General features: G+C 59.1%; 18 protein-coding genes and 1 tRNA gene. 3 read left to right on the top strand and 16 right to left on the bottom strand.

Annotated features, from left to right (window positions below; translation table 11 throughout):
- Positions 1-11 precede the first annotated feature (11 nt).
- The 8 genes from GKKCFE_RS23305 to rpsU all read right to left on the bottom strand — a co-directional run bounded on the left by GKKCFE_RS23305 (position 12) and on the right by rpsU (position 12,991).
- Complete coding sequence (locus GKKCFE_RS23305) at positions 12-1,694, bottom strand: flavin monoamine oxidase family protein (protein WP_076383427.1); 1,683 nt, start codon at positions 1,692-1,694, stop codon at positions 12-14.
- A 211-nt stretch (positions 1,695-1,905) separates the two neighbouring features.
- Positions 1,906-2,367 carry an Lrp/AsnC family transcriptional regulator gene (locus GKKCFE_RS23300; RefSeq protein WP_024779396.1) on the bottom strand — a complete coding sequence of 154 codons (462 nt, stop codon included), beginning with the start codon at positions 2,365-2,367 and terminating at the stop codon, positions 1,906-1,908.
- Positions 2,368-2,566: 199 nt separating this feature from the next.
- Positions 2,567-3,997 (bottom strand): alanine/glycine:cation symporter family protein, encoded by a 1,431-nt coding sequence (locus tag GKKCFE_RS23295; RefSeq protein ID WP_188251807.1) that lies wholly within the window; start codon positions 3,995-3,997, stop codon positions 2,567-2,569.
- A 468-nt stretch (positions 3,998-4,465) separates the two neighbouring features.
- Positions 4,466-4,542, bottom strand: a tRNA-Ile gene (locus tag GKKCFE_RS23290).
- Between the two features lie 15 nt (positions 4,543-4,557).
- Complete coding sequence (locus tag GKKCFE_RS23285) at positions 4,558-8,301, bottom strand: bifunctional diguanylate cyclase/phosphodiesterase (RefSeq protein ID WP_445577138.1); 3,744 nt, start codon at positions 8,299-8,301, stop codon at positions 4,558-4,560.
- A gap of 124 nt (positions 8,302-8,425) precedes the next feature.
- Positions 8,426-10,273: an RNA polymerase sigma factor RpoD gene (gene rpoD / locus GKKCFE_RS23280; RefSeq protein ID WP_047228083.1), complete on the bottom strand. Its 1,848-nt coding sequence runs from the start codon at positions 10,271-10,273 to the stop codon at positions 8,426-8,428.
- A gap of 67 nt (positions 10,274-10,340) precedes the next feature.
- Positions 10,341-12,299, bottom strand: a complete 1,959-nt coding sequence (dnaG, locus tag GKKCFE_RS23275) for a DNA primase (RefSeq protein WP_047228082.1) — start codon at positions 12,297-12,299, stop codon at positions 10,341-10,343.
- A gap of 476 nt (positions 12,300-12,775) precedes the next feature.
- Positions 12,776-12,991 (bottom strand): 30S ribosomal protein S21, encoded by a 216-nt coding sequence (rpsU, locus tag GKKCFE_RS23270; RefSeq protein WP_002551877.1) that lies wholly within the window; start codon positions 12,989-12,991, stop codon positions 12,776-12,778.
- A gap of 199 nt (positions 12,992-13,190) precedes the next feature.
- Here rpsU and tsaD point away from each other — a divergent pair, with 199 nt between their 5' ends.
- Positions 13,191-14,216, top strand: coding sequence for a tRNA (adenosine(37)-N6)-threonylcarbamoyltransferase complex transferase subunit TsaD (gene tsaD / locus GKKCFE_RS23265; RefSeq protein ID WP_445577137.1), 1,026 nt, complete (start codon positions 13,191-13,193; stop codon positions 14,214-14,216).
- 10 nt (positions 14,217-14,226) lie between these two features.
- On the opposite strand, the gene plsY is transcribed toward tsaD, so the two are convergent.
- Entirely contained in the window at positions 14,227-14,796 is a 570-nt protein-coding gene (gene plsY, locus GKKCFE_RS23260; RefSeq protein WP_139049024.1) for a glycerol-3-phosphate 1-O-acyltransferase PlsY, read from the bottom strand.
- Positions 14,797-14,870: 74 nt separating this feature from the next.
- Between plsY and folB the strand changes: the two genes are divergently transcribed.
- Both folB and folK read left to right on the top strand, forming a co-directional pair.
- Entirely contained in the window at positions 14,871-15,224 is a 354-nt protein-coding gene (gene folB, locus GKKCFE_RS23255) for a dihydroneopterin aldolase (RefSeq protein ID WP_018607238.1), read from the top strand.
- The gene (gene folK / locus GKKCFE_RS23250; RefSeq protein ID WP_316912286.1) at positions 15,215-15,742 is read left to right on the top strand and encodes a 2-amino-4-hydroxy-6-hydroxymethyldihydropteridine diphosphokinase; all 528 of its coding nucleotides are present in this window, start codon (positions 15,215-15,217) and stop codon (positions 15,740-15,742) included. Before folB ends, folK begins: the two co-directional genes overlap by 10 nt.
- Before the next feature lie 107 nt (positions 15,743-15,849).
- Here folK and GKKCFE_RS23245 read toward each other — a convergent pair whose 3' ends face one another.
- From GKKCFE_RS23245 to apaG, 7 genes are all read right to left on the bottom strand, one after another.
- A complete protein-coding gene (locus GKKCFE_RS23245; RefSeq protein ID WP_047228078.1) occupies positions 15,850-17,076 on the bottom strand; it encodes a multifunctional CCA addition/repair protein in 1,227 nt (408 codons plus the stop codon).
- 63 nt (positions 17,077-17,139) lie between these two features.
- Positions 17,140-18,705, bottom strand: a complete 1,566-nt coding sequence (locus GKKCFE_RS23240) for a SpoVR family protein (RefSeq protein ID WP_047228077.1) — start codon at positions 18,703-18,705, stop codon at positions 17,140-17,142.
- Entirely contained in the window at positions 18,702-19,973 is a 1,272-nt protein-coding gene (locus GKKCFE_RS23235; protein ID WP_047228076.1) for a YeaH/YhbH family protein, read from the bottom strand. The genes GKKCFE_RS23240 and GKKCFE_RS23235 overlap by 4 nt, the downstream gene beginning before the upstream one ends.
- A 113-nt stretch (positions 19,974-20,086) precedes the next feature.
- Positions 20,087-22,009, bottom strand: a complete 1,923-nt coding sequence (locus GKKCFE_RS23230; RefSeq protein WP_445577136.1) for a PrkA family serine protein kinase — start codon at positions 22,007-22,009, stop codon at positions 20,087-20,089.
- A 299-nt stretch (positions 22,010-22,308) separates the two neighbouring features.
- Positions 22,309-22,638, bottom strand: a complete 330-nt coding sequence (gene glpE, locus GKKCFE_RS23225) for a thiosulfate sulfurtransferase GlpE (RefSeq protein ID WP_047228074.1) — start codon at positions 22,636-22,638, stop codon at positions 22,309-22,311.
- A gap of 33 nt (positions 22,639-22,671) precedes the next feature.
- The gene (locus tag GKKCFE_RS23220) at positions 22,672-23,550 is read right to left on the bottom strand and encodes a symmetrical bis(5'-nucleosyl)-tetraphosphatase (RefSeq protein ID WP_445577135.1); all 879 of its coding nucleotides are present in this window, start codon (positions 23,548-23,550) and stop codon (positions 22,672-22,674) included.
- Entirely contained in the window at positions 23,550-23,930 is a 381-nt protein-coding gene (gene apaG / locus GKKCFE_RS23215; protein WP_047228072.1) for a Co2+/Mg2+ efflux protein ApaG, read from the bottom strand. The genes GKKCFE_RS23220 and apaG overlap by 1 nt, the downstream gene beginning before the upstream one ends.
- Between the last annotated feature and the right edge of the window lie 77 nt (positions 23,931-24,007).

The raw sequence follows: 24,007 nt of genomic DNA, 5'->3' as shown, positions 1-24,007 counted from the left end.
AAAAACTCCTTTTATTCGGGCAGGGCGATCGGACCGATTTCGTCGAACACGTCACCTGGCCCCGGGTTCTCGGGGTGAGTTTCACCGCCGAAGTGCTTCATGATTCCCCACACGGCATTGAGTGAGGTTTGTACCGCGCCCTCAACCCAGGCCGGTGTCCATGAGACGTCATCGCCGGCGATAAAGATCCCTCGCTGTTCGGCCGGCATGTCGTCCTGCATGAAATGGGCGTACATGCGCTGGTTGTAGCGATAGTGGCCGGGCAGAGCACCTTTGAATGCGCCGAGGAAATGCGGGTCGGCTTCCCAGGAGACGGTGATCGGATCGCCGATGATCCGTGCGGCGATGTCCACCTTGGGGTAAATCTTCTTCAAGGCGTCGAGCGCCAGCTTCACGCGTTTTTCCACCGGATGGGGGAGCATTTTCAGCGCATCGCTCATCCACGAGTACGACAGGCAAATGACCCCCGGCTTGTCATCGCCATTGTCGAACAGATAGGTGCCACGGGTGAGGCGGTCGGTGAGGGTCATGCTCATCAGGTCGCGGCCGGTTTCCGGATCCTTGTCCTTCCAGAAGGGCCGGTCGACCATCACGAAAGTCTTCGACGATTGCATGTAGCGGGTGCGGTCCAGGGCCATCCACATTTTTTGCGAGAACAGCGCCTCTTCGCATTCGATCTGAGTGGTCAGCAGCCAGCTTTGGCAGGTGACCAGCACCGCGGCATATTCGCGGGTGTTGTCCCACACGTCGGTCACGCTGAACCGGCCATCGTCGGCGCGTGCGATGCGCTTCACACCGCTGCGCGGGGCGCCCAGGTGCAAGGAGTTGAGGCTGGTACCTTCTGGCCAGTGCGCGCAGCGCTCCGGCACATGCTTCCAGATGCCATGGGGCACCTGCTCGACGCCACCGACCACCAGATGCTGATGATCGTCGCAATTGGTCATCACCACGCGGAAAATTTCCAGCATCGAATTGGGGAAGTCCGAGTCCCAGCCGCCGGTGCCGAAACCCACCTGGCCGAACACTTCACGGTGCTGGAACGAGAGTTTGGCAAACGCCTTGGACGTGGCGACGAAGTCGTAGAAAGTGCGGTCGTCCCACAGGGGGACCAGGGTGTTCCACAGTTCCTTGAGGCGTGGCACGTCGCGGTCGCGAATCGCCTGCTGGATATCGCCGAAGCGCGAACCGTCCTCCAGCGCATCCGCCCAGGCGTCGGCCACTTCCTGGAACAATGCTGGCAGGTCGGCCAACTTTTGTGCGTAGTAGGTCTGGCCTTCCAGATCGATGACCGTGCTGCCCGAGGCCGGGGTCAAAGGGTTGGGAAACGGTTTGGTCTCCAGGCCCAGTTTGTCGACGTAGTGATAGAACGCCGTGGACGACACCGGAAACCGCATCCCCCCCAGCTCGGCAATGACACCCTCGGCGCCGTTGAACGCTTGTGAGCGCAGGCGCCCACCCATTTTCGACGCTTCGTAGACCACCGGCTTGAGGCCCAGCTTCATCAACTCGTAGGCCGCCACCAGACCGGCGATCCCGGCACCGACAATCGCGACTTCTGCCCCGTGGTTGTGGGCGGGAATACTGCCCAGGCCGGCGGGATGCTCGATCCAGTCGTCAAAAGCGAAAGGAAAGTCCGGCCCGAAAATGGTGATGGGCTTCTTGCCGTCTGCTGGGTGGCGATTGTTCTTGTTCATGGCTGACCTTGATTGGGCGACTCGACGCGGCTTTCGCGTCTGAGTATAGGAAAGATGCCAGCCATTCTAGAGAGGGTGAAACACGTTAATAAGACGCAATGTGTCGTCGTTCTGGATTGTTATCAGTCATTTTGATGTGTGGGTTGGTCGTAGTGACGAGGCGGAACCTGCTGGGCATGGCCTTCTGGTGAAGGGCAGTGGGCGGTTCCCTCTAGACCGGCTGCCCCCGATCGATCTTGCTGCTGAGGATGATCGAAGTGGTGGTTTTCTCCACCCCATCGACACTGCCAATCTGATCCAGTAGCTGATCCAGTTGCTCCGGTGAATCCGTGCGCAGCCAGGCCACATAGTCGAATTCGCCGCTGACCGCACACAGTTGTTGGACCTGGGCCATCGCACTCAAGCGCCGCAGCACGTCCTTGCCGGAGCGCGGTTGAACCTTGATGCCGACGTAAGCCTGTAACCCGCCGTCTATCACCCGCTGCCCCAGACGCACGCCGTACCCGGTGATGACCTTGGTTTTTTCCAGCCGTGCCAGCCGCGAAGTCACGGTGGTGCGGGCGATGCCCAATTGTCGGGCGAGCATGGCGACGCTTTCCCGGGCATTGATTTGCAGGGCGGCAATCAGTTGGCGGTCGATTTCGTCGAGGACGGGAGGGCGGGTGTCAGACAAGATGGGCTCCGGCGTGGATATCGGTGGCTGGCATGTTACAGGCTCGCATGCCTTTGCCACCTACTCCATTGGGATGCGCTCGGGAATGCCTGCCACCATGACGTTGGTCATGGTGGCAGTATCCGCAGATTTGACGATGCTGGCATCAGCCCGTTTCAGATGCGGCCACAGCCCAATCCAGGCTGCGACCGGGCCGGGATCATTTCCAGCGATTGGTATCCCATGCCTTGCGGTCGAGATCGAGGTCGGGGAAATTTGCCGGATCGAAGACCGGCCTTGCCACACCGGCTTTCAACTGCGCGCGGAAGTCGTTGATCACCCGTATCGCGGTAGGGAACAGCATCAAAATCGCAATGAGGTTCACCAGTGCCAGAATGCCCATCATCGGATCTGAGAAGAAGAACACCGAGGTGGCGTTCGGGGCCGCGGCGCCGAGGAAAATCAAGCCCAGGATAAACACGCGCAGCACCAGCAGGGCCGGTTTGGATTTGGTGATGGCCGCCAGTGCGTTCTCACCCAGATAGACGTTATAGATGATGGACGAGAAGGCGAAGAGCAGGATCGCCAGGCTCAACGCGTAGCGCGACCACTCACCAAAATGGCTGGCCAGTGACTGTTGTGTCAGCACGACACCGTCGATACCTGTAGCACCGGCAACATAGACATCACCCAACAGGATGATGAAAGCCGTGCACGAGCAAATCACGATCGTGTCGATGAAAACCGAAAACGATTGGGTAATGCCCTGGCTGACCGGGTGATGTACCAACGCTGTCGCTGCAACGTTCGGTGCTGAACCAAGTCCAGCCTCGTTTGAGAACAGACCGCGGCGCAAGCCTTGTGCAATCGCAGCCCCCATGCCGCCGGCGATGGCTTCTTCATAGCCGAAGGCACTGGAGACGATGCGTACGAAGAGCGCCGGAATTTCACCGATGTTCATCACGATGACGATCAGGGCAAGCGCCAGGTAACCCAGCGCCATGACGGGCACCACGACATCGGCCGCCTTGGCGATGCGCTTGATTCCACCAAAGATCACAAAACCGGTGACAAGCACCAGGAGTGCCCCGGTCACAAGGCGGCTGATCCCGAACGAATCCTGCATCGCGCCGGCAACCGTGTTGCCTTGAAAGGCGTTGAAGCCAAGGCCGAACGCCGACAGCAGGCAGACTGCATAAACTATCGCCAGCCAGTTGTAGTTCGACCCGAGGCCGTGCCGGATATAGTCGGCTGGGCCGCCACGGAAGGAGTGTTCACCGTCGGTGCGCTTGTAGATCTGGGCAAGCGTACATTCGACGAGACTTGTCGCCATGCCGACGAGCGCGATGCACCACATCCAGAAAACCGCGCCGGGCCCACCGAGCGTGATCGCGACGGCTACACCGGCAATGTTTCCGCCGCCCACGCGGCCGCCCACGGATACGAGTAGCGCTTGTCGCGCGCTGAGGTTGTTGGGGTCACTGTTCTGGTTCTTCCCTGACAGCACGCGGAACATCCGGCCGAAGAATTCGAACTGGACGAAACCCGACATGATCGTGATGAACACTCCGAAGACCACGAGAATGGGTATGAGCGACCACCCCCACGTGAGGCTGTCGACATACCCAAACAGCGTTTGCAGGAATTCCATCTGTTTCTCCTATATTTCTTATTATCGGCGGAATCGCTCTCTTGAGCGTCCCGCGATCAGTTTATGCCTGGTTTTACATCCGATTTCGCGTCTTCGGACGTTTCGGTGCCGCCGATCGTTCCCGATCTGAAAACTCGCTATATGGCACCGTCGAGTCGTTCGAGGGCTAAACCGGCCTTTATCGCTGGCAGTGGCCGGGCCCTGGCGGGCGCAACTGTACTACAGAGCGGTAGTTTCGGCGCCCTGAGAGTTGTGTTTAATCCGTCTCAGGAGCTGTCCGACGCCTGTTCAGCGGGGACTACCAGTTTGATTCACTGAATGTCCGGTATAGGCGAAATTCACTATAGCTGGGCGGGTACATACCGCATGGATGACGCTCTTGTTGCGCGGTTTATGAAGACCTTGGGCCAGATCACACAGTCTCGCCACTCAAAAACGCAAAAGCCGCGCAATGCGCGGCTTTTTGTATGGTGGGCCCACACGGACTCGAACCGTGGACCAAAGGATTATGAGTCCTCTGCTCTAACCAACTGAGCTATAGGCCCTCAGTAGGCCGCGGATTATAGCGACGGTTTCTCGGCTGTGCTATCCGAAAAATCCGATACGGTCATACGAAGAAACGTTGCGGCGAACTCTTCGGCGCACAGGGGCAGGCTGACGATGTAGCCCTGGATCTGTTCGCACCCTTCTTCAGCCAGGAATTGTTGTTGGGCCAGGGTCTCGACGCCTTCGGCGATGATGGTGAATTGCATACTGCGGCCCAGCGCGATGATTGCCCGCACGATGGCCACGTCGTGCGGGTCATCGGGCAGGCCACGGACGAAGGACTGGTCGATCTTGAGGAAGTCCAATGGCAAACGCTTGAGATAGCTCAGGGAGGAGTAGCCGGTGCCGAAGTCGTCTATCGCCAGTTGCACACCGAGTTTTTTCAGCTGGTGCAGCACCGCGAGGGCTTCTTCGGCCTGGCTCATGATGAAGTTTTCGGTAATTTCCAGTTGCAACAAGCCGGGCTTGAGGTGGTGCTCACGCAGCAACTGTTCGATACGCCCCAGCAGGTTGGGTTGGCGCAATTGGGCTCCGGCAAGGTTGACCGACAGCGGGCCGAGGCTTTCGTAGGCGTCGTTCCATTCGGACAGTTGTCGACAGGCATGTTCCAGTACCCAGTCGCCAATCTGCAGGATCATGCCGTTTTCTTCGGCCAGGGGGATGAAATGCTCCGGCGGTACGTCGCCAAATGTGGGGTGGGTCCAGCGAATCAGCGCCTCGGCGCCCACCAGGCGATTGTCGGCAAGGCTGAATTTGGGTTGGAAGGACAACGATAATTCGTTGCGCTCGATGGCGCGTCGCAACTCGTGTTCCAGTGCCACCCGCTCACTGGCCTGGGCGGTGAGGTCGCGGGTGTAGCTTTCAACCCGGTTGCGCCCCTTGGCCTTGGAGCGGTACATCGCCGCGTCGGCATTCTTGACCAGCGTGGCGACGTCGCAGCCATCCTGTGGGTACAGGCTGGTGCCGATGCTGGCGCTGATGAAAAACTCATGTTCACCGGCCTGGAACGGTGCGGCAAAGCAATTCAACAGTTTTTGGGCAATGTGTTCGGCGTCGCTGGGTTGTTGCAGGCCTGGCAGCAGGATGATGAATTCGTCACCCCCCAGGCGCGCCACGGTATCGATATCGCGCAACTGCTCGCGCAGGCGCACGGCGATACCCTTGAGCAGCAGATCTCCCACCGGGTGTCCCAAGCTGTCATTGATGTGCTTGAAGCGGTCCAGGTCCAGGAACAGCACCGCACCCTGGCCGCCATCTTCCTGCTGGCTGTTGAGCGCCGTCAGTAATCGGCTTTCGAACAATGTGCGATTTGGCAGGCCGGTGAGCGGGTCGTGGTGCGCCTGGTAATCGAGTCGGGCCTGGGCGTGCTTGAGGCTGGAAATATCGGCAAAGACCGCAACGAAATGGGTGATTTCCCGATCCCGGTTACGCACCGCGCTGATGGTCAGCCAACTGGGATACAACTCGCCGTTTTTACGCCGGTTGGAAATCTCCCCCTGCCAGTGTCCCTCGGCGGTCAACTGGTGCCACATCGCGGCATAGAACGCACTGTCATGCAGGCCGGAAGCCAACAGCCGCGGCGTGTGACCCAAGGCTTCGGTTTCGCTATAGCCGGTGATCTCGCTGAAGGCGCGGTTCACCGCGCTGATGTGCTGTTGTGTATCGGTGATCAGCACGCCTTCGGCAGTGCTTTCGAACACGGTGGCTGCCTGTTGCAGTTTTTCCTGCATCAGGTGGCGTTCGGTGATGTCCCGGGCGATGGTCAGCATGCAGTCTTCGTTGCCGATGGGCAGAGGGCGGCTGGACACTTCGCAGAGCCTTATCTGCCCATCGTTACGGCGGATATGACATCTGAAGTCCCTGACATAACCGTCTCGTTGCAATTGGTCGAGCATCTGTTTGCGCTCATTGAGGTTGACCCAGATACCCAGGTCCAGGGTGGAACGGTCCACCGACAAGGCGCTATTGAAACCGGTAATACGGCTGAAGCCTTCGTTGACCTCAATCAGCAGGCCGTCGCTTTGCCGGGACAGTAGCAGGCCGTCGGGCGAGGCATGAAAAGCCTTGGCGAACTTCTCTTCGGAAGTCTGCAACTGCTGCTGGGTTTCCTTGAGCTGGCTGATATCACGGACTACCACGACCAGGGCTGGGGTGGTGTCGAGGTCGAAGGGTTCGGCCGAGATCAGCCCGGTGAACACCTGGCCATTGCTGCGGCGGAAAGGCATCTCCAGATTGCGGATACTGCCGGCCTGTAATCGTTGCAGCAGGCCCGGGCCGACGTCCTGGATGCCCCAGATGTTCAGTTCGGTCGCGGTTTGGCCCACCACCTCTGCGGCGCTCAGGCCAATCTGCTCCTCGAAGGCTTTGTTGACCTCCAGCAGGCAACCGTCCATCAGGCGCGCTATCACCAGGATGTCCGGACATTGACGGAATACCGAGGCGAATTTTTGCTCGGAGAGGCGCAGCGCTTCCTCGGTGCGTTTGGCTTCGCTGATGTCGATCATCAACCCGCGCATCACCGGTTCGTGGCCGTGTTCGATCAGGCTGACAATGTCGCGCACCCACAGGCAGCGACCGTCAGCAGTGATCACGCGGTAATCAATACAATGGTCCCGGCCCGCCAGCACTTCATGCTCACAATAGCTCTGGGCGCGGATCAGGTCGGCAGGATGAATGATGTTGCGCCAGAACCCTGGAATCAGCCAGTGAGAGAGGGGATAACCGAGCAGATCTTCGGCGTGAGGCGACACGTAGCTGTAGGTGAAGTCACTGACCCTTGCCTCCCAGGCAATTGCTGAAAGGCTCTCCACCAGCCCGCGGTAATGGTATTCGCTGCTGCGCAGTTCTTGTTCCAGATCGACTCGGCGCGCGATCTCTGAGCTGAGGCGGCGATTGATGCGAATCACCGCCGCAAGGACACCGCTCAAGAGGAGCAGCGCAGGCAAGCCGTAAACCAGCAGGTCTGACCAGAACCTTCGGTAATCTCGGACATTGCCGACCCATTTCTCCTGGATTTCGCTGATCTGGGCCGGGCTCATGTCCGCTATCACCTTGTCCAGGATACCCACCAGTATCCTGTTCTCCCGGGGGACGCCCATGGCCAGTTGATAGCGATAGGGTGTTTCTCCGCTGACATAGAGCCCGTCAAGCTTGAGTTGGCGCAGGCTCCAGACACTGGAAGCCAGGTCGCCCACCACCGCATCCACTTTATCTGTGGCCAAGGCTTGCAAGGCTGAGCTGACATTGGGCAGCGCCACCAGATTCAGGTCTGGATGGTGGTTGCGCAACAGTTCGTGGGGCGCATAGTTTTCCACCACGGCGATTTTCAGCCCGTACAAATCCTCAAGGTTATGAGGTTCTGCACCGCCATGATGGGCCAGGATGACGATGGGAAAGTCCAGATATGGGCGGGTGAAGGCCAGGTAGTTCTGACGTTCGGGCGTGGACATGATGCCGGGTAAAAGATCGATTTTGCCCTGTGCGACCTGCTCCAGCACCATCGTCCAGCTGACGGGCTCGATAGGCGTGAGCGTGACAGCCAGCCGCTCGCGGATAACATCCACGTAGTCGGCGGCCAGGCCCTGATACCGCCCCTGATCGTCGCGAAATTCGAACGGTGGCCAGGAGGCGTCGACACCCAGGCGCAGGTCGGGGTGTTCCTTGAGCCAGCGGCGCTCTTCGTCGGTGAGCGTCAGCGCGCCAGCCGTTGCGGTCCAGCTCATCAATGACAGCAAAATCACGGCCGTCAGTCTGGGCATCACGGTCTCGTCATGGCTTGGGGAGGATGTTTCGAGTGTAGACGGGCAATAGGGCGGGGGGGCGTAGCGGGGGGATTTTATCTGCACATAACAAAACCCCCGGCAGGGCCGGGGGTTTTTAACATCACTCGTCGAGGAAGGAGCGCAAGTGCTCGCTTCGCGTCGGGTGGCGCAATTTGCGCAAGGCCTTGGCCTCGATCTGACGAATCCGCTCGCGGGTTACGTCAAACTGCTTACCGACTTCCTCAAGGGTGTGGTCGGTATTCATGTCGATGCCGAAACGCATGCGCAGTACCTTGGCTTCACGGGCAGTGAGGCCGGAGAGCACTTCGCGAGTCGCTTCCTTGAGGCTCTCAACGGTGGCGACATCAATCGGCGACTGCATGGTGGAGTCTTCGATGAAGTCACCCAGATGGGAGTCTTCGTCATCACCGATCGGGGTTTCCATGGAGATCGGCTCTTTGGCGATCTTCAATACCTTGCGGATTTTGTCCTCAGGCATTTCCATGCGTTCGCCCAGCTCTTCCGGAGTCGGTTCACGACCCATCTCCTGCAACATCTGCCGGGAAATGCGGTTGAGCTTGTTGATGGTCTCGATCATGTGCACCGGAATACGGATGGTGCGGGCCTGGTCGGCGATCGAGCGAGTGATCGCCTGACGGATCCACCAGGTGGCATAAGTCGAGAACTTGTAGCCGCGACGGTATTCGAACTTGTCCACCGCTTTCATCAGGCCGATGTTGCCTTCCTGGATCAGATCGAGGAATTGCAGGCCGCGGTTGGTGTACTTCTTGGCGATGGAGATCACCAGACGCAAGTTCGCTTCGACCATCTCTTTCTTCGCGCGGCGGGCCTTGGCCTCACCGATCGACATGCGACGGTTGATGTCCTTGATCTCGGCGACGGTCAGGCCGGTTTCGGCCTCCAGCGCGGTCAGCTTCTGCTGGCAACGAATGATGTCCGGTTGCAGGCGGGCAATGGCTTCAGCGTATTTGCTTTTGCCTTTGGCCAGTGCATCGGTCCAGCTTTCGTCGACTTCGTGGCCAGGGAACTGACGCAGGAAATCAGCACGTGGCATGCGGGCATCACGCACGCACAGTTGCATGATCGCGCGCTCTTGCTGACGCAGACGATCCAGGGCGCCGCGGACACGCTCGACCAGGCCTTCGAATTGCTTTGGCACCAGTTTGATCGGCATGAACAGCTCGGCCAGTGCCAACAGCTCGGCAATTGCCTGCTTGTTGTTGCGGCCATGCTTCTTCAGCGCCTTGCGGGTGATTTCCATCTGGTCGGCCACAGCGCCGAAACGCTGGGCAGCGATGACCGGATCCGGACCGCTTTCGGCTTCTTCTTCGTCGTCGCTGGCTTCGGCGTCGTCGTCATCGGTGTCGTCGTCGGCCTTGGCGGCTTTCGCGTCGATCGGCGGCGGCACTTCGGCTGCAGGCGGCGCGATACCGTCGTCCGGGTCGATGTAACCGCTCAGGACGTCGGACAGGCGGCCACCTTCGGTGGTTACGCGGGTGTACTCGGAGAGAATATGGTCAACCGTGCCAGGGAAGTGCGCGATTGCGCCCATCACTTCGCGGATGCCTTCTTCAATGCGCTTGGCGATTTCGATTTCGCCTTCACGCGTGAGGAGCTCTACCGTACCCATTTCACGCATGTACATGCGCACGGGATCGGTGGTGCGACCAATGTCGGTCTCGACCGCTGCCAACGCTGCGGCCGCTTCTTCAGCGGCCGCCTCGTCGGTATCGGCGTCGGCCAGCATAAGGGCATCCTTATCTGGAGCAACCTCGAATACGTTGATCCCCATGTCGTTGATCATGCGGATGATGTCTTCCACCTGTTCCGGATCTGAAATATCCTCCGGCAGGTGGTCGTTGACCTCCGCGTAAGTCAGGTAGCCCTGCTCACGACCCAATAGGATCAACTCTTTGATACGAGACTGCTGTTGCGCTTTTCCGGACATAACACCCTATCCACTGAAGGTCTTGGCGGGCAAAAAACAAGCCGAGGATTATACCTGAGCTGTGACCTCACGCGCCAGTTGAGGTCGGGTTTGATGCGCAAACATTGCGGCTGAGTAAATCGCGCAATTGGTTTTTCTCTTCGCTGGTCAACTCGCTCTGGCGAGCTTTTCGCAGAAGTTGTTCCAGATTTCGCTCGCGTTGGCGGGCGGACAAGCTAGTAATGGTGTCGAAAAACTGTTGTTCAAGGTTGTCTCCATCAATCAACCATTCCTTCTCGGCCAGGGCCTTCAACAGGCGCCCTTGTTCGGTGCCGTGCCACCGGGCGATCAACTGGAAAGAGTTAAGTTTGGGGTTCTTCTGCACGGCTTCAAGGAGTGCGATCAGCAATTGCGTATTGCTGTGGTCCTCGGCGGCGAAGTGCCCAGCGTCCTCGACCTTTTCAGCCAGTTGCGGGTGGTGCAGCAAAGTCCGCAGGGCGGCCAGTGTTGGTGGTTCGACGGCGGCCGGCACGCGCGGGGCACGTGGCTGGTCGCGATCGCCGCGCTTACCGTTCTTGTCCCAGGGTTTTTTGTCCCATTTCTTGCCGCCGCTGCCCGGTTTCTTGGGTGTCCATTCCTGCGCAGGCGCGTAGTCCTGCTGAGGTTGATGATAGTCGGCGAAATCCGGCATCGCGTCGTAATCAATGCCTGGGTCGTAAGCCGGCGGTGCTTCCTGGGGGGCGCTGTGGACCAACTGATTGACCGCTTCGCTGTTCAGGCCGGTGATTTCGGTCAGACGCTGGCGCATCAGTGTGCGCAAGTTGGCGCCGGGTACCTTGTCGATCAGCGGTGCCGCGAGGGTGGCCATATGAGCCTTGCCTTCGAGGGAGCGTGGATCGGCTTCTTCGGTCAACTGCTGGAAAAAATAATCGGCCAGCGGTTGCGCGTGCTGGTTGATCCGCGCACGGAAAGCATCGGTGCCTTCGGAGCGCACCAGGGTATCCGGGTCCTCGCCCTCGGGTAAAAACAGAAAGCGCGCTCGCCGCCCATCCTGCAGGCATGGCAATGTCGCTTCCAGTGCTCGCCAGGCGGCATTGCGGCCGGCCTGATCGCCGTCGAAGCAGAACAGCACGCTGGGCACGACGCGAAACAGGCGCTTCATGTGCTCTTCGCTGGTGGCGGTGCCCAGGGTCGCAACGGCATTGCGCAAACCTTGCTGGGCCAGGGCGATCACGTCCATGTAACCTTCGACGACGATGATTTCGTCGAGGTTGCGGTTGTTCTTGCGCGCTTCGTACAGCCCGTAGAGTTCCTGTCCTTTATGGAATACCGGGGTCTCCGGGGAGTTCAGATACTTGGGTTTGTCGTCGCCCAGGACCCTGCCGCCAAACGCGATGATCCGTCCGCGCGTGTCACGGATCGGGAACATTACCCGGTCGCGGAAGCGATCATAGCGCTTGCCGGTTTCGGCATTCTCGATCAGCAGGCCGGCGTCGATCATCGCGCGCTGCTGCAAGGTGTCGCTGCTTAAGTGCTTGTACAGATTGTCCCAGCCGGGTGGGGCAAAGCCGAGGCCGAAATCCCGGGCGATTTCCCCGGTCAGGCCGCGGCCCTTGAGATAATCCACGGCTGCCTTGCGGGCAGGATGGCTTTTGAGGGCCTGGCGATAAAAATCGGCCGCCGCTGTCAGCAATGGGTAGAGCGGCGAGTCGGTGGGTTGGCGCGGTTTGTGCGCTCGGCCACTTTCCTCTCGGGGAATTTCCATGCCGGCGGCTTTGGCCAGTTCTTCGACAGCCTGGGGGAAGTCCAGGTTGTCGTGGTCCATGATGAAGCCGAGGGCATTGCCGCCAGCGCCACAGCCGAAACAGTAGTAAAACTGTTTGTCGGGGCTGACGCTGAAGGACGGGGTCTTTTCCTTGTGGAACGGGCAGCAGGCCGTGTAATTCTTGCCGGCTTTTTTCATTTGCAGGCGAGAGCTGACCACATCGACGATGTCGGTGCGGTTCAGGAGGTCGTCAATAAAGCTCTGGGGAATCAGCCCGGCCATGGCGTTCTCATCATCACTGCGCGAAATATGGACCCGAAATCAGCAGGCGTAACCGACTCTTGGTCTTGAGGCACGGTAAAACGGTGGCTCGACCGGGTCGTCTGCATCATCGCTGTCGGGAAGTGTATCTGCCGATAGTCCACTGACGTTAATCACTAATCAGTATTCGACTGTTTGAATATGTTGCGCTGAGTCCGGTAACGGCCGTTCAGGCCTCGGATCATCAGGCGGGCACGCAAGCAGGTGCCTTGGGCTGATCGTCGTTAGAGGAATCAGGGTGTGCTCGTCAGTAGCCTTGGAAGGCTCGTCAGAAGAGACGTGCACCGCTGGCAAAAGAGCCAGGTCTGACGTGGTAAAGCAGGTTGTCTCGGTCGCATGTGCGACTTTGACAGTGAAGCATCAAGCGTTTTCCGCAAATGCCATAAGCCCGGCTTGAGGGCCGGGCTTGGCAGAAGCTTGCTACGGACGTCTGTGTATTAGTACAGACGTACGGCGCGGCGCTGTTCGCGCTGAACTTTCTTGGCGTGACGCTTAACAGCGGCTGCTGCTTTGCGCTTACGCTCGGAAGTCGGCTTCTCGTAGAATTCGCGGCTACGAACTTCAGCCAGAACACCGGCTTTTTCGCAGGAGCGCTTGAAACGACGCAGAGCTACGTCGAAGGGTTCGTTCTCTTTTACTTTGACGGCTGGCATCCAGAGCTACCTTCATTCATTACCGGGGTCAACATCCTCGCGGCAAAAGAGCACTTGAAGACGTCGGTTTTTAAGGGTTGCGGATGTTAACCCCTCATCGCTCGGAATGCAAAGCCTCTGATCGAAAACCGCTGGTCGGGGCACAACGCGACGACTATTATGCGCGCCTTCGAATTCAGCCTCTACAAGGCGCAAACCCATGCTAGTACTGGGATTAGAAACCTCCTGCGACGAAACCGGTGTCGCATTATACGACAGTGAACGCGGCCTGTTGGCCGATGCGCTGTTCAGCCAGATCGACCTGCACCGCGCCTATGGCGGCGTGGTGCCCGAGCTTGCGTCCCGCGATCACGTCAGGCGCATGCTGCCCTTGATTCGCCAGGTCCTGGCCGAGGCCGGCTGTGTGCCGACCGAGATCGACGCCATTGCCTACACCGCCGGGCCGGGCCTGGTGGGCGCGCTGCTGGTGGGTGCTTCCTGTGCCCAGGCGCTCGCCTTCGCCTGGGGTATCCCGGCCTTGGGTGTGCATCACATGGAAGGTCATTTGCTGGCGCCGATGCTGGAGCCGCAACCGCCGGAGTTTCCGTTCGTCGCTTTGTTGGTCTCTGGCGGTCATACCCAGTTGGTCCGGGTCGATGGCATCGGCCAATACGAACTGTTGGGGGAAACCCTGGACGACGCTGCCGGTGAAGCTTTCGACAAGACCGCGAAGATGATGGGCCTCAATTACCCGGGCGGACCGGAAATCGCACGGTTGGCGGCCCACGGAGTGGAAGGGCGTTTCGTCTTCCCGCGGCCGATGTGTGACCGCCCCGGTCTGGATTTCAGCTTCAGCGGCCTGAAAACCTTCGCCCTGAACACCTGGCAGCAATGCGTCAGCGCCGGAGACGACGGCGAGCAAGCCCGTTGCGACATCTCGCTGGCGTTCCAGCAGGCGGTGGTGGAGACTTTGACCATCAAGTGCAAGCGCGCCCTGAAACAGGCCGGACTCAAGCGTCTGGTGATCGCTGGCGGAGTCAGTGCGAACAAGGCTTTGCGCGTGTCACTAGAGAACATGCTTGGCAGCATGAACGGCGACGTTTACTACGCCAGGCCGGAGTTCTGCACAGATAACGGGGCGATGATTGCCTTCGCCGGATGCCAGCGTTTGCAAGCCGGCCAGCACGAAAGCCTGGCAATCAGCGTGCAGGCGCGCTGGCCCATGGAGCAGTTGTCACCGCTGTAGGGCGATTGGATTAAAAATGCCGTTCGCGCCCGGCAAACAGGTCGCGTAGATTGCCCCGGTGGCGCCAGACGATCAGTGCAACGAGTGCGGTTACCGGCAGCAAGGCCGCCGGCTCCTGCCAGGCCAGCAATGGCAGGATCAGCGGTGTGGCGATCAGGGCGGCCAGGGAGCTGGTGCGGGTCAGGTAGAACGTCAGCAGCCAGGCAGCGACGGCCAGCAGGGCGGCGGGGGGATACAGACCCAGCAGCATGCCGGCGGCGGTGGCGACGCCCTTGCCGCCGCGAAAGCGAAAGTACAGCGGGAACAAGTGACCCATGACCGCGCAGACACCGATCCAGGCCTGTTGCTGCAACGAAAGTCCTGCAAGATTGGCGAGCAGAACCGGGACAAGGCCTTTGCAGAGGTCGCCAAGCAAGGTCAGGATGGCAAGTTTGCGTCCGGCCAGGCGCAGCATGTTGGTGGCGCCGGCATTGCCCGAGCCACTCATTCGCGGATCCGGGCGACCGGTCAGGCGGCTGAGCAAAATGGCGAAGGACAGCGAGCCGAGCAGGTAGGCGAAAGTCGCCAGTAACCAAAACATGCTAACTATTCCGGGCGAGGACGCCCTGATTCTAACGGCGCATTGCGCCCTTGTCGTGCTGCGGAGAAGAGTGCTTGGACAGAGTGTTTATCGAAGGCCTGGAAGTCGACACGGTCATTGGTGCCTACGACTGGGAGCGCGGCATCCGCCAGTGTCTGCGGCTGGATCTGAGTTTCGCCTGGGATAACCGTCCGGCCGCCGCCGGCGATGACCTGACCCTAGCGCTCGACTACGCCAGCGTATCGTCGCGCATCCAGGCATTTGCCGAGCAAGCCCAGTTCCAATTGGTCGAGACCTTTGCCGAACGACTGGCCCAGGCGCTGATGGACGAGTTCAAGATTACCTGGTTGCGCCTGAAAGTGACCAAGCCCGGCGCTGTGCCGGCCGCCAGTGGCGTGGGCGTGGAGATCGAGCGCGGATGTCGCTGACTCAGGTTTTTCTCGGGCTCGGCAGCAATATCGAGCGCGAAGCCCACTTGTGCGCAGGTCTTGAAGCCCTTGCCGGTTTCCTGGTGGACATACGCTGTTCGGCGGTATTCGAGAGCCAGCCGGTGGGGATCAAGAGCGGGCCTTTCTTCAATTTCGTCGTAGCTGCCTACACGGATCTGCCGCTGATGGAGCTGGACCGTCGCCTCAAGTTCATCGAGGCAGACAACGGTCGTTATGCGCCGGACCGTAAAGGGCTGCCGCTGGATATCGACGTGTTGTTGTATGGCGAGCAGGTCGGCAATTTCGACGGCTTGATCCTGCCCCGCGCCGAAATTCTCAAGAACGCCTTTGTCCTGTGGCCATTGTCGTTGATTGCACCCGATCGGATACATCCTGGCGTAGGCAAAAGCTTCGCGACTTTGTGGGATGAGTCGCAGATTGACCAGGTGTTGGCTCCGGTGGCTTTTGAATGGCGGGGTGTACCGCTCACGCCTTTGGAGCTGCTGTCAGGTCGCTGACGTCATCGCGAGCAGCCTCGCTCCGACATTGCGCCTGAGCGGCCCGCGATGCCTGTGGGAGCGAGCCTGCTCGCGATGGCCGAGATGCAAGCCGACACAAAGCTTTCTCAGCTCGCCGCGTCTTTATACGCTTTCAATGCCCGAAGACGCTCACGCTTGATCGCCTCGCCCAATTCAGGTCCCTTGAAGCCTTTTTCCAGCAAGGGCTGCACCGCTACTCCGCGTGCGGCCGCTGCCGCTCCACGCAGGTAATCTGCCTGTGGATAACTTCGACTCTCCAGGCCCTTGCGGCCGCGCGCATCCATCTCGCACGCGGCGATGAACTCCTCGAAGCGCTGAGGGCGGCGATACACGTCAAAACTCTGCAACAGCTCAAGCAAAGTGGATGCCTTCAGCTCAAGCGCACGATGGCCGTGGGTATGGTATTGACCGACCAATAAGGCCAACTCCTGACAGTCGCGCGGCGCCTTGAAACGTTCATTGACCGCCTTGATCAGCTTCAGGCCCGTGTGTTCATGGGCGATATGCCGGGGCCATTCGTGCGCGGGCGTCAGGCCTTTGCCCAAGTCATGCAGCAGGCACGCCCAACGAACTGTCAGGGGCTGTTCATGCAGCGCGGCCTGCTCCAGCACGCTCAGGGTGTGGACGCCAGTGTCGATTTCAGGGTGATGGGCCTCGGGTTGAGGCACGCCGAACAGTGCATCCACCTCGGGCATCAAGACTTTGAGGGCTGTGCAATCGCGCAGGACCTGGATAAACACCTGCGGTTGTTTTTCCATGAGAGCGCGGGAAATTTCTTTCCAGCTGCGTTCGGCGGTCAAGGCTTGCAGTTCGCCCGAGTCGCTGAGCTGGCGCATCAGTTCCAGGGTCTCGTCCGCCACTTTGAAACCGAGCGGAGCATAACGCGCGGCAAAGCGGGCAACCCGCAGGACCCTGAGGGGATCTTCGGCGAACGCGGGGGAAACATGGCGTAGCAGGCGGGCTTTGAGATCGCGTTGGCCGTGGTACGGGTCGGTAAGATTGCCATGGTCATCTTCGGCCATGGCGTTGATCGTCAGGTCCCTGCGGATCAGGTCTTCTTCGAGGGTCACTTCAGGGCTGGCGTGGAACACGAAGCCGCCATAACCGCGGCCACTTTTGCGTTCGGTGCGGGCGAGGGCGTATTCCTCCCCGGTCTTGGGATCAAGGAATACCGGAAAGTCAGCTCCCACCGGGCGAAAGCCCTTGGCGAGCATATCCTCGGCCGTAGCCCCCACCACGACCCGATCAATGTCGGTGACAGGAATGCCCAGCAGGCGATCGCGAACGGCGCCGCCGACTTTATAGATCTGCATAAAAAACCTCCGTTGGTCTGACAGGATAACCTTTGCGCCAGGCCTTCGGAGGTGAAAACGGGTTCAAAGATGAATGACAGCCAGGTCCAACCGGCCATAATCTCCTTCGGTTTGCTCGGTTCTGGGGGGCACGTGATGGGTTTTCATCACCTGCTCGCCTTGCAGGGTTTCGAGATGGATGTCGAACCCCCAGAGGCGGTGCAGGTGCTTGAGGACTTCATCGGTTGAGTCGCCCAACGGTTTGCGATCATGCGCCTGATGGCGCAGCGTCAGCGAGCGATCGCCCCGGCGATCGATGCTGTAGATCTGAACGTTGGGTTCGCGGTTGCCCAGGTTGTATTGCGCCGCCAGTGTCTCGCGGATGACGCGATAACCGCTTTCATCGTGGATGGCAGGCACCAGCAGGTCATCTTTCTGGTCATCATCGAGGATGCTGAACAGTTTCAGGTCGCGGATGACCTTGGGCGAGAGGTACTGGAGGATGAAGCTCTCGTCCTTGAAGCTGCTCATGGCGAATTTGATAGCGGACAACCAGTCCGAGCCGGCGATGTCCGGGAACCAGCGCCGATCCTCCTCTGTGGGGTTTTCACACATGCGCCGGATATCGCGGTACATGGCAAAGCCCAGTGCATAAGGGTTGATGCCGCTGTAATACGGGCTGTCGAAACCGGGCTGGAACACCACGCTGGTGTGGGACGTGAGGAACTCCATCATAAAACCGTCGGTGACCAGGCCTTCGTCGTACAGGTCGTTCATGAGCGTGTAATGCCAGAAGGTGGCCCAGCCTTCGTTCATGACCTGGGTCTGGCGCTGCGGATAAAAATACTGAGCGATCTTGCGCACGATGCGCACGATCTCCCGCTGCCACGGCTCCAGCAGCGGAGCGTGTTTTTCAATGAAATAGAGGATGTTTTCCTGAGGCTCGGCAGGGAAGCGCGCGTTGTCTTTCTCGCTGTACTTGTCGGCACCTTTGGGAATGGTGCGCCACAGATCGTTGATCTGCTTTTGCAGATGTTCTTCGCGGTCCTTTTGGCGACGGCGTTCTTCTTCGGCGGAAATCGGATACGGTCGTTTGTAGCGGTCCACGCCGTAGTTCATCAGCGCGTGGCAGGAGTCCAGCAGGTCTTCCACGGCATCGATGCCGTGACGCTCCTCGCATTGCATGATGTATTGCTTGGCAAATACCAGGTAATCGATGATCGAGCTGGCATCGGTCCAGGTGCGAAACAGGTAATTACCCTTGAAGAAGCTGTTGTGGCCGTAGCACGCATGGGCTACCACCAAGGCCTGCATGCAGATGGTGTTTTCTTCCATCAGGTAGGCGATGCAAGGGTCGGAGTTGATCACGATCTCATAGGCCAACCCCATCTGGCCGCGGCTGTAGGACTTCTCGGTACTGAGGAAGTGTTTGCCGTAGGACCAGTGGTGATAGCCCAAAGGCATGCCGACCGACGCGTAGGCGTCCATCATCTGCTCGGCGGTGATCACCTCGATCTGGTTCGGGTAAGTGTCCAGGGCATAACGGTCCGCGATACGGCTGATTTCCCGGTCGTAGGCCTGGATCAGCTCGAACGTCCATTCGGAGCCGGTGGAGATGGGTTGACGCTTCTGCTCTTTTTTGGCGGTCATGTCACTAACCTGCGCTGGAAGAGTTCACGGAAGACCGGGTAGATGTCCCCGGCCGAGACCAGTTGCTGCTGGGCAAATGTGTCGGAAAACGCTTCGGCAATGCGTTCATATTCGTACCACAAGGCCTGATGTTCCCGTGGAGTAATTTCCACATAGGTGTAGTACTGGACGAACGGCATGATCTGGTTAATCAGGATGTCGCGGCAAATGGGTGAATCATCGTTCCAGTTGTCGCCGTCGGACGCTTGGGCTGCATAGATGTTCCATTCATTGGCCGGATAGCGTTCGGCCATGATTTCCTGCATCAGCTTCAGGGCACTGGAAACGATCGTGCCGCCGGTTTCCCGGGAATAGAAGAACTCCTCTTCGTCCACTTCCCTGGCGCTGGTGTGGTGGCGGATGAACACCACATCGATCTTGTCGTAGTTCCGTTTGAGGAACAGGTACAACAGGATGAAGAACCGCTTGGCAATATCCTTGGTGGCCTGGGTCATGGACCCCGACACGTCCATCAGGCAGAACATCACGGCCTTGGAGCTGGGGTTGGGTTGTTTCACCAGCAGGTTGTACTTGAGGTCGAAGGTATCGAGAAATGGCACACGGTGAATCCGCGCGCTAAGTTTTTCGATCTCCGCTTCCAGCTCCTGAATATCGCCAAAATTGTCGGGTTCTTCGCGCTTGAGGCGGGCGAGCTCCTCCTTTGTCTCGCGCAACTTTGCCCGGCTGCTGCCAGACAGCGCGATGCGCCGGGCATGGGCCGAGCGAAGCGTACGGATAATGTTGATACGCGAAGGATTGCCTTCATTGCTGATGCCGGCGCGCACCGTCTTGAACGTATCGGTGCCGGTCAGGTTGCGCTTGACCAGATTCGGCAGCTCGAGGTCCTCGAACATGAACTCCAGGAATTCCTCCTGGGTAATCTGGAACACGAATTCGTCCATGCCCTCGCCGGAGTTACCGGCCTTGCCCGGACCTCTCCCGCCACCTCCGCCTTGCGGACGCGGAATGTGTTCGCCGCTGGTGAATTCCTTGTTGCCGGGGTGCACGACAGTCTGTTTGCCGCCACGCCCGTGGTGAAGCACCGGCTCGTCGATGTCGCGTCCGGGGATGCTGATCTGCTCGCCATGTTCCATGTCGGTAATGGAACGGCGACTGACCGCCTCTTCGACGGCCTTCTTGATGTGGTCACGGTAACGCCGCAGAAACCGCTGGCGGTTCACCGTGCTTTTGTTCTTGCCATTAAGGCGTCGGTCGATCACATAGCTCATAGGTGGCCCTCTGGGCAGCTTCAAGTTCTCAGCTTCAAGCTGCAAGCCGCAAGCGCAGGGACGGTGAGCGCCCCTGCAGCTCATGGCTTGAAGCTTGCCGCTGCTTCACTGCCTCACTGCGATTTCCGGACCCGCAGGTACCACTCGGAGAGCAGTCGTACCTGTTTGTCGGTGTAGCCACGTTCGACCATGCGTGTGACGAAGTCGTTGTGTTTTTGCTGGTCCTCCTTGCTGGCCTTGGCGTTGAAACTGATGACTGGCAGCAGGTCTTCGGTGTTGGAGAACATTTTCTTCTCGATGACCACCCGCAGCTTTTCGTAGCTGAGCCAGGTCGGGTTCTTGCCGTTGTTGTTGGCTCGGGCCCGCAAGACGAAGTTGACGATTTCGTTGCGGAAATCCTTGGGGTTGCTGATCCCAGCCGGTTTCTCGATTTTTTCCAGTTCCTCGTTCAGCGCCACGCGGTTGAGGATTTCGCCGGTTTCCGGATCGCGGTATTCCTGATCCTGGATCCAGAAGTCCGCGTAAAGCACGTAGCGATCGAAGATGTTCTGCCCATATTCGCTGTAGGACTCCAGGTACGCGGTCTGGATTTCCTTGCCGATGAACTCGATATAACGCGGAGCCAGATACTCCTTCAGGAAACGCAGGTAACGCTCGCGGGTTTCTGCCTGGAATTGTTCCTGCTCGATCTGCTGTTCCAGCACATACAGCAGGTGAACCGGGTTGGCTGCGATCTCGTGTGGATCGAAGTTGAAGACCTTGGACAGAATCTTGAAGGCAAAACGTGTGGACAGACCATTCATCCCTTCATCGACTCCCGCGTTGTCGCGGTATTCCTGGATCGACTTGGCCTTCGGATCAGTGTCCTTGAGGTTCTCACCGTCATAGACGCGCATCTTCGAATAGATGTTGGAGTTTTCCGGCTCCTTCAGGCGCGACAGCACCGTGAACTGGGCAAGCATCTTCAGTGTATCGGGGGCGCAGTGGGCCTTGGACAACGAGCTGTTGAACAGCAGCTTGTCGTAGATCTTGACCTCATCGGTGACTCGCAGGCAGTAGGGCACCTTGACGATGTAGATCCGGTCGATGAAGGCTTCGTTGTTCTTGTTGTTGCGGAAGGTGTGCCATTCCGATTCGTTGGAGTGCGCCAGCAGGATGCCGCTGAACGGAATCGCCCCGAGGCCTTCAGTGCTGTTGTAGTTGCCTTCCTGGGTTGCGGTCAGCAGGGGGTGCAGCACTTTGATGGGCGCCTTGAACATTTCGACGAATTCCATCAGGCCTTGGTTGGCCCGGCACAGCGCACCCGAATAGCTGTAGGCGTCGGCGTCGTTTTGAGGAAACTCTTCCAGCTTGCGGATATCGACCTTGCCCACGAGGGCCGAAATGTCCTGGTTGTTTTCATCCCCCGGTTCGGTCTTGGCCACCGCGATCTGGTTGAGGATCGAAGGGTAGAGCTTGACCACCCGGAACTGGCTGATGTCACCGCCGAACTCGGCCAGGCGCTTGGTGGCCCATGGCGACATGATGGTATTGAGGTAGCGGCGCGGAATACCGAAGTCTTCCTCCAGAATCGCGCCATCTTCGGTAGCGTTGAACAGCCCCAGGGGGGATTCGAACACTGGAGAACCCTTGATGGCGTAGAAGGGCACCTTTTCGATCAGCTCCTTGAGCTTCTCGGCCAGGGACGATTTACCGCCGCCGACGGGACCAAGCAGGTACAGGATCTGTTTCTTTTCTTCCAGACCCTGAGCTGCGTGGCGGAAATAGGACACGATCTGGTCGATGCACTCTTCCATGCCATGGAAGTCCTGGAAGGTCGGATAGCGGCGAATCACCTTGTTGGAAAAGATCCGCGAAAGCCTCGAATTGGCCGAGGTATCCAGCAGTTCCGGTTCTCCGATTGCCAGCAACAGGCGTTCCGCAGCCGATGCGTAGGCGCTGCGTTCCTGCTTGCAGAGATCGAGGTATTCCTGCAGCGAGTATTCCTCCTGCCGCGTGGACTCGAAACGTTGCTGGAAGTGGCTAAAAATACTCATGACGTCACCTCGCTCGATACGTGGAGCCGGTGTCGGATCAATCAGTCGATGCTGGTCGGCCGCTGGGAACCCAGCTGCCGTTTACCCCCCAGAATGCTTTCAGAAATGCCGTCTCCTGAAAGCTGTCTCCCGATGAACCCGCGCGCCGGTGTACCGGCTCTCCCCTGTTTTGGATGGCCTGAGGCTAAGGATAGTTCGGAATCGGAGAGGTAAAGGTTGAATGCGTAATTAGTTGTGGCAGACCGTTCGTCCGCCATCACCCAAACCCGCGGTTCACGTGGGCTTGGGCGTCATAAAAATTATTCCGGGTTACCTGGGGCTGTTTCTGCAGGATAAGTCGTGCGCCACAGCTCAAAACCGCCGTCCAGGCTATAGACATCGGAGAAGCCTTGGCTGACCAGGTAAGCGGCTGCGCTCTGGCTGGAGTTGCCGTGATAACAGACCACCACCACGGGGGCATCGAGGTCCGCATTGCGGATGAAATCGGAGAGGGAGTGGTTATCCAGATGGGTCGAGCCGCTGATGTGCAGGGCGGCGAAGGTGGCCGGATCTCGAACGTCGACGACAACCGCGCCTGTTTCACGCAGGGCCTGGGCCTGCTCTGGGGGGATGCGTTTAAAAGCGGTCATTTGGGACTCCTGTAGCCTGACGCGCGGCATCGATCAAACGATGGTAGCGGCCGTTACTGATGCAATGGTCGGATGATGAAGGGATTTGGCGTGACCCTGTTCGTCACACTCGCAACGCAGTTGCTCGCCAGAGTCGATGTTCATCAGCGTCATCGCGCTACCCCATACGCATCCGGTGTCGAGGGCGAAAACCCCAGGTTCGTCGGATTGGCCTTCCAGTGCCGCCCAGTGCCCGAAAATGATCTTCAGGTTACGGGTCTTGCGCTCTTTGTGTTTGAACCAAGGGGCGTAGCCAGGTGGCGCGGTCTCGATGCCTTCCTTGCCCTTGAGGTCCAGCTTACCGTCGCGGGTGCAGAAGCGCATGCGGGTGAAATAATTGGTGATGACTCGCAGACGGGCGGTGCCGGTGAGATCGTTGTCCCATTTGACCGGTTCATTGCCGTACATGCCATCCAGGTAGGGGCCGAACAGGTTGTCGTCGCGCAGCGCGTGTTCGACTTCGCCGGCGTACTTGAGCGCCTTGCGCAAGGACCACTGGGGTGGGATGCCGGCGTGCACCAGCGCCAGATTGCGTTGCTCGTCGTAGTGCATGAGCTTTTGCAGGCGCAGCCATTCCAGCAGCTCGACGCAATCGGGAGCATCGAGGATCTCGCTCAAGGTATCGGATTTTTTCAGGCGTTCGATGTTCTGCCAGGCGGCCAGCAGGTGCAGGTCGTGATTGCCGAGCACGCAGACCAGCGAATCGCGGATGTTGTAGAGAAAGCGCAAGGTCTCAAGCGATTGCGGGCCGCGATTGACCAGATCGCCCACCAGCCACAGCGTGTCTTTCTGTGGGTCGAAGGCGACCCGTTCCAGCAGGCATTTGAGCGGGTCCAGGCAACCTTGCAGATCGCCGACCGCATACGTGGCCATCAGTGCAAGGCTCCGGGCACCGCCAGGCGAAACGGCTTGATGATCGCGTCGAAACGCGTGCCGTCCTCCGCCAGCATCTGGTACGTCCCCTGCATGGTGCCGACCTTGGTCGTCATCACTGTCCCACTGCTGTAGCTGTGGCTTTTTCCAGCGTCGATCAGCGGTTGCTGACCGACCACACCCTCGCCCCGCACGTGCTCAACATGACCATCGCCGTCGGTGATGACCCAGTGGCGTGATAGCAGGCGGGCTGGCAATGAGCCGTTGTTGCTCACGGTAATGGTATAGGCGAAGGCGAAACGGTTGTGCTCAGGTTGCGACTGTTCTGCCAGAAAGCGGGTGGCGACGCTGACGTCGACCTGATAACGAAGATCGGACATGCAAAAAGGCCTTAAAAGCGAAGCGGGACGCGGGCGTAGCTGAGAAGATCAGTCTAGGCCATGTATCGGGTAGTAGA

Source organism: Pseudomonas sp. E141, from assembly GCF_052659885.1.
The sequence above is the reverse complement of the archived record's forward strand: the minus strand, read 5'-3'. Positions and strand labels throughout refer to the sequence as shown.

Bases quoted from the DNA above. Each gene is read 5' to 3' on its own strand.
- glpE (WP_047228074.1), bottom strand. From the start codon at position 22,638: ATGACCGCTTTTAAACGCATCCCCCCAGAGCAGGCCCAGGCCCTGCGT.
- GKKCFE_RS23245 (WP_047228078.1), bottom strand. From the start codon at position 17,076: ATGCAGATCTATAAAGTCGGCGGCGCCGTTCGCGATCGCCTGCTGGGC.
- GKKCFE_RS23285 (WP_445577138.1), bottom strand. From the start codon at position 8,301: ATGCCCAGACTGACGGCCGTGATTTTGCTGTCATTGATGAGCTGGACC.
- plsY (WP_139049024.1), bottom strand. From the start codon at position 14,796: ATGTTTTGGTTACTGGCGACTTTCGCCTACCTGCTCGGCTCGCTGTCC.
- GKKCFE_RS23305 (WP_076383427.1), bottom strand. From the start codon at position 1,694: ATGAACAAGAACAATCGCCACCCAGCAGACGGCAAGAAGCCCATCACC.
- GKKCFE_RS23295 (WP_188251807.1), bottom strand. From the start codon at position 3,997: ATGGAATTCCTGCAAACGCTGTTTGGGTATGTCGACAGCCTCACGTGG.
- rpsU (WP_002551877.1), bottom strand. From the start codon at position 12,991: ATGCCAGCCGTCAAAGTAAAAGAGAACGAACCCTTCGACGTAGCTCTG.
- apaG (WP_047228072.1), bottom strand. From the start codon at position 23,930: ATGTCCGATCTTCGTTATCAGGTCGACGTCAGCGTCGCCACCCGCTTT.
- tsaD (WP_445577137.1), top strand. From the start codon at position 13,191: ATGCTAGTACTGGGATTAGAAACCTCCTGCGACGAAACCGGTGTCGCA.
- GKKCFE_RS23240 (WP_047228077.1), bottom strand. From the start codon at position 18,705: ATGACCGCCAAAAAAGAGCAGAAGCGTCAACCCATCTCCACCGGCTCC.
- GKKCFE_RS23220 (WP_445577135.1), bottom strand. From the start codon at position 23,550: ATGGCCACGTATGCGGTCGGCGATCTGCAAGGTTGCCTGGACCCGCTC.
- GKKCFE_RS23235 (WP_047228076.1), bottom strand. From the start codon at position 19,973: ATGAGCTATGTGATCGACCGACGCCTTAATGGCAAGAACAAAAGCACG.
- GKKCFE_RS23230 (WP_445577136.1), bottom strand. From the start codon at position 22,009: ATGAGTATTTTTAGCCACTTCCAGCAACGTTTCGAGTCCACGCGGCAG.
- folK (WP_316912286.1), top strand. From the start codon at position 15,215: ATGTCGCTGACTCAGGTTTTTCTCGGGCTCGGCAGCAATATCGAGCGC.
- dnaG (WP_047228082.1), bottom strand. From the start codon at position 12,299: ATGGCCGGGCTGATTCCCCAGAGCTTTATTGACGACCTCCTGAACCGC.
- rpoD (WP_047228083.1), bottom strand. From the start codon at position 10,273: ATGTCCGGAAAAGCGCAACAGCAGTCTCGTATCAAAGAGTTGATCCTA.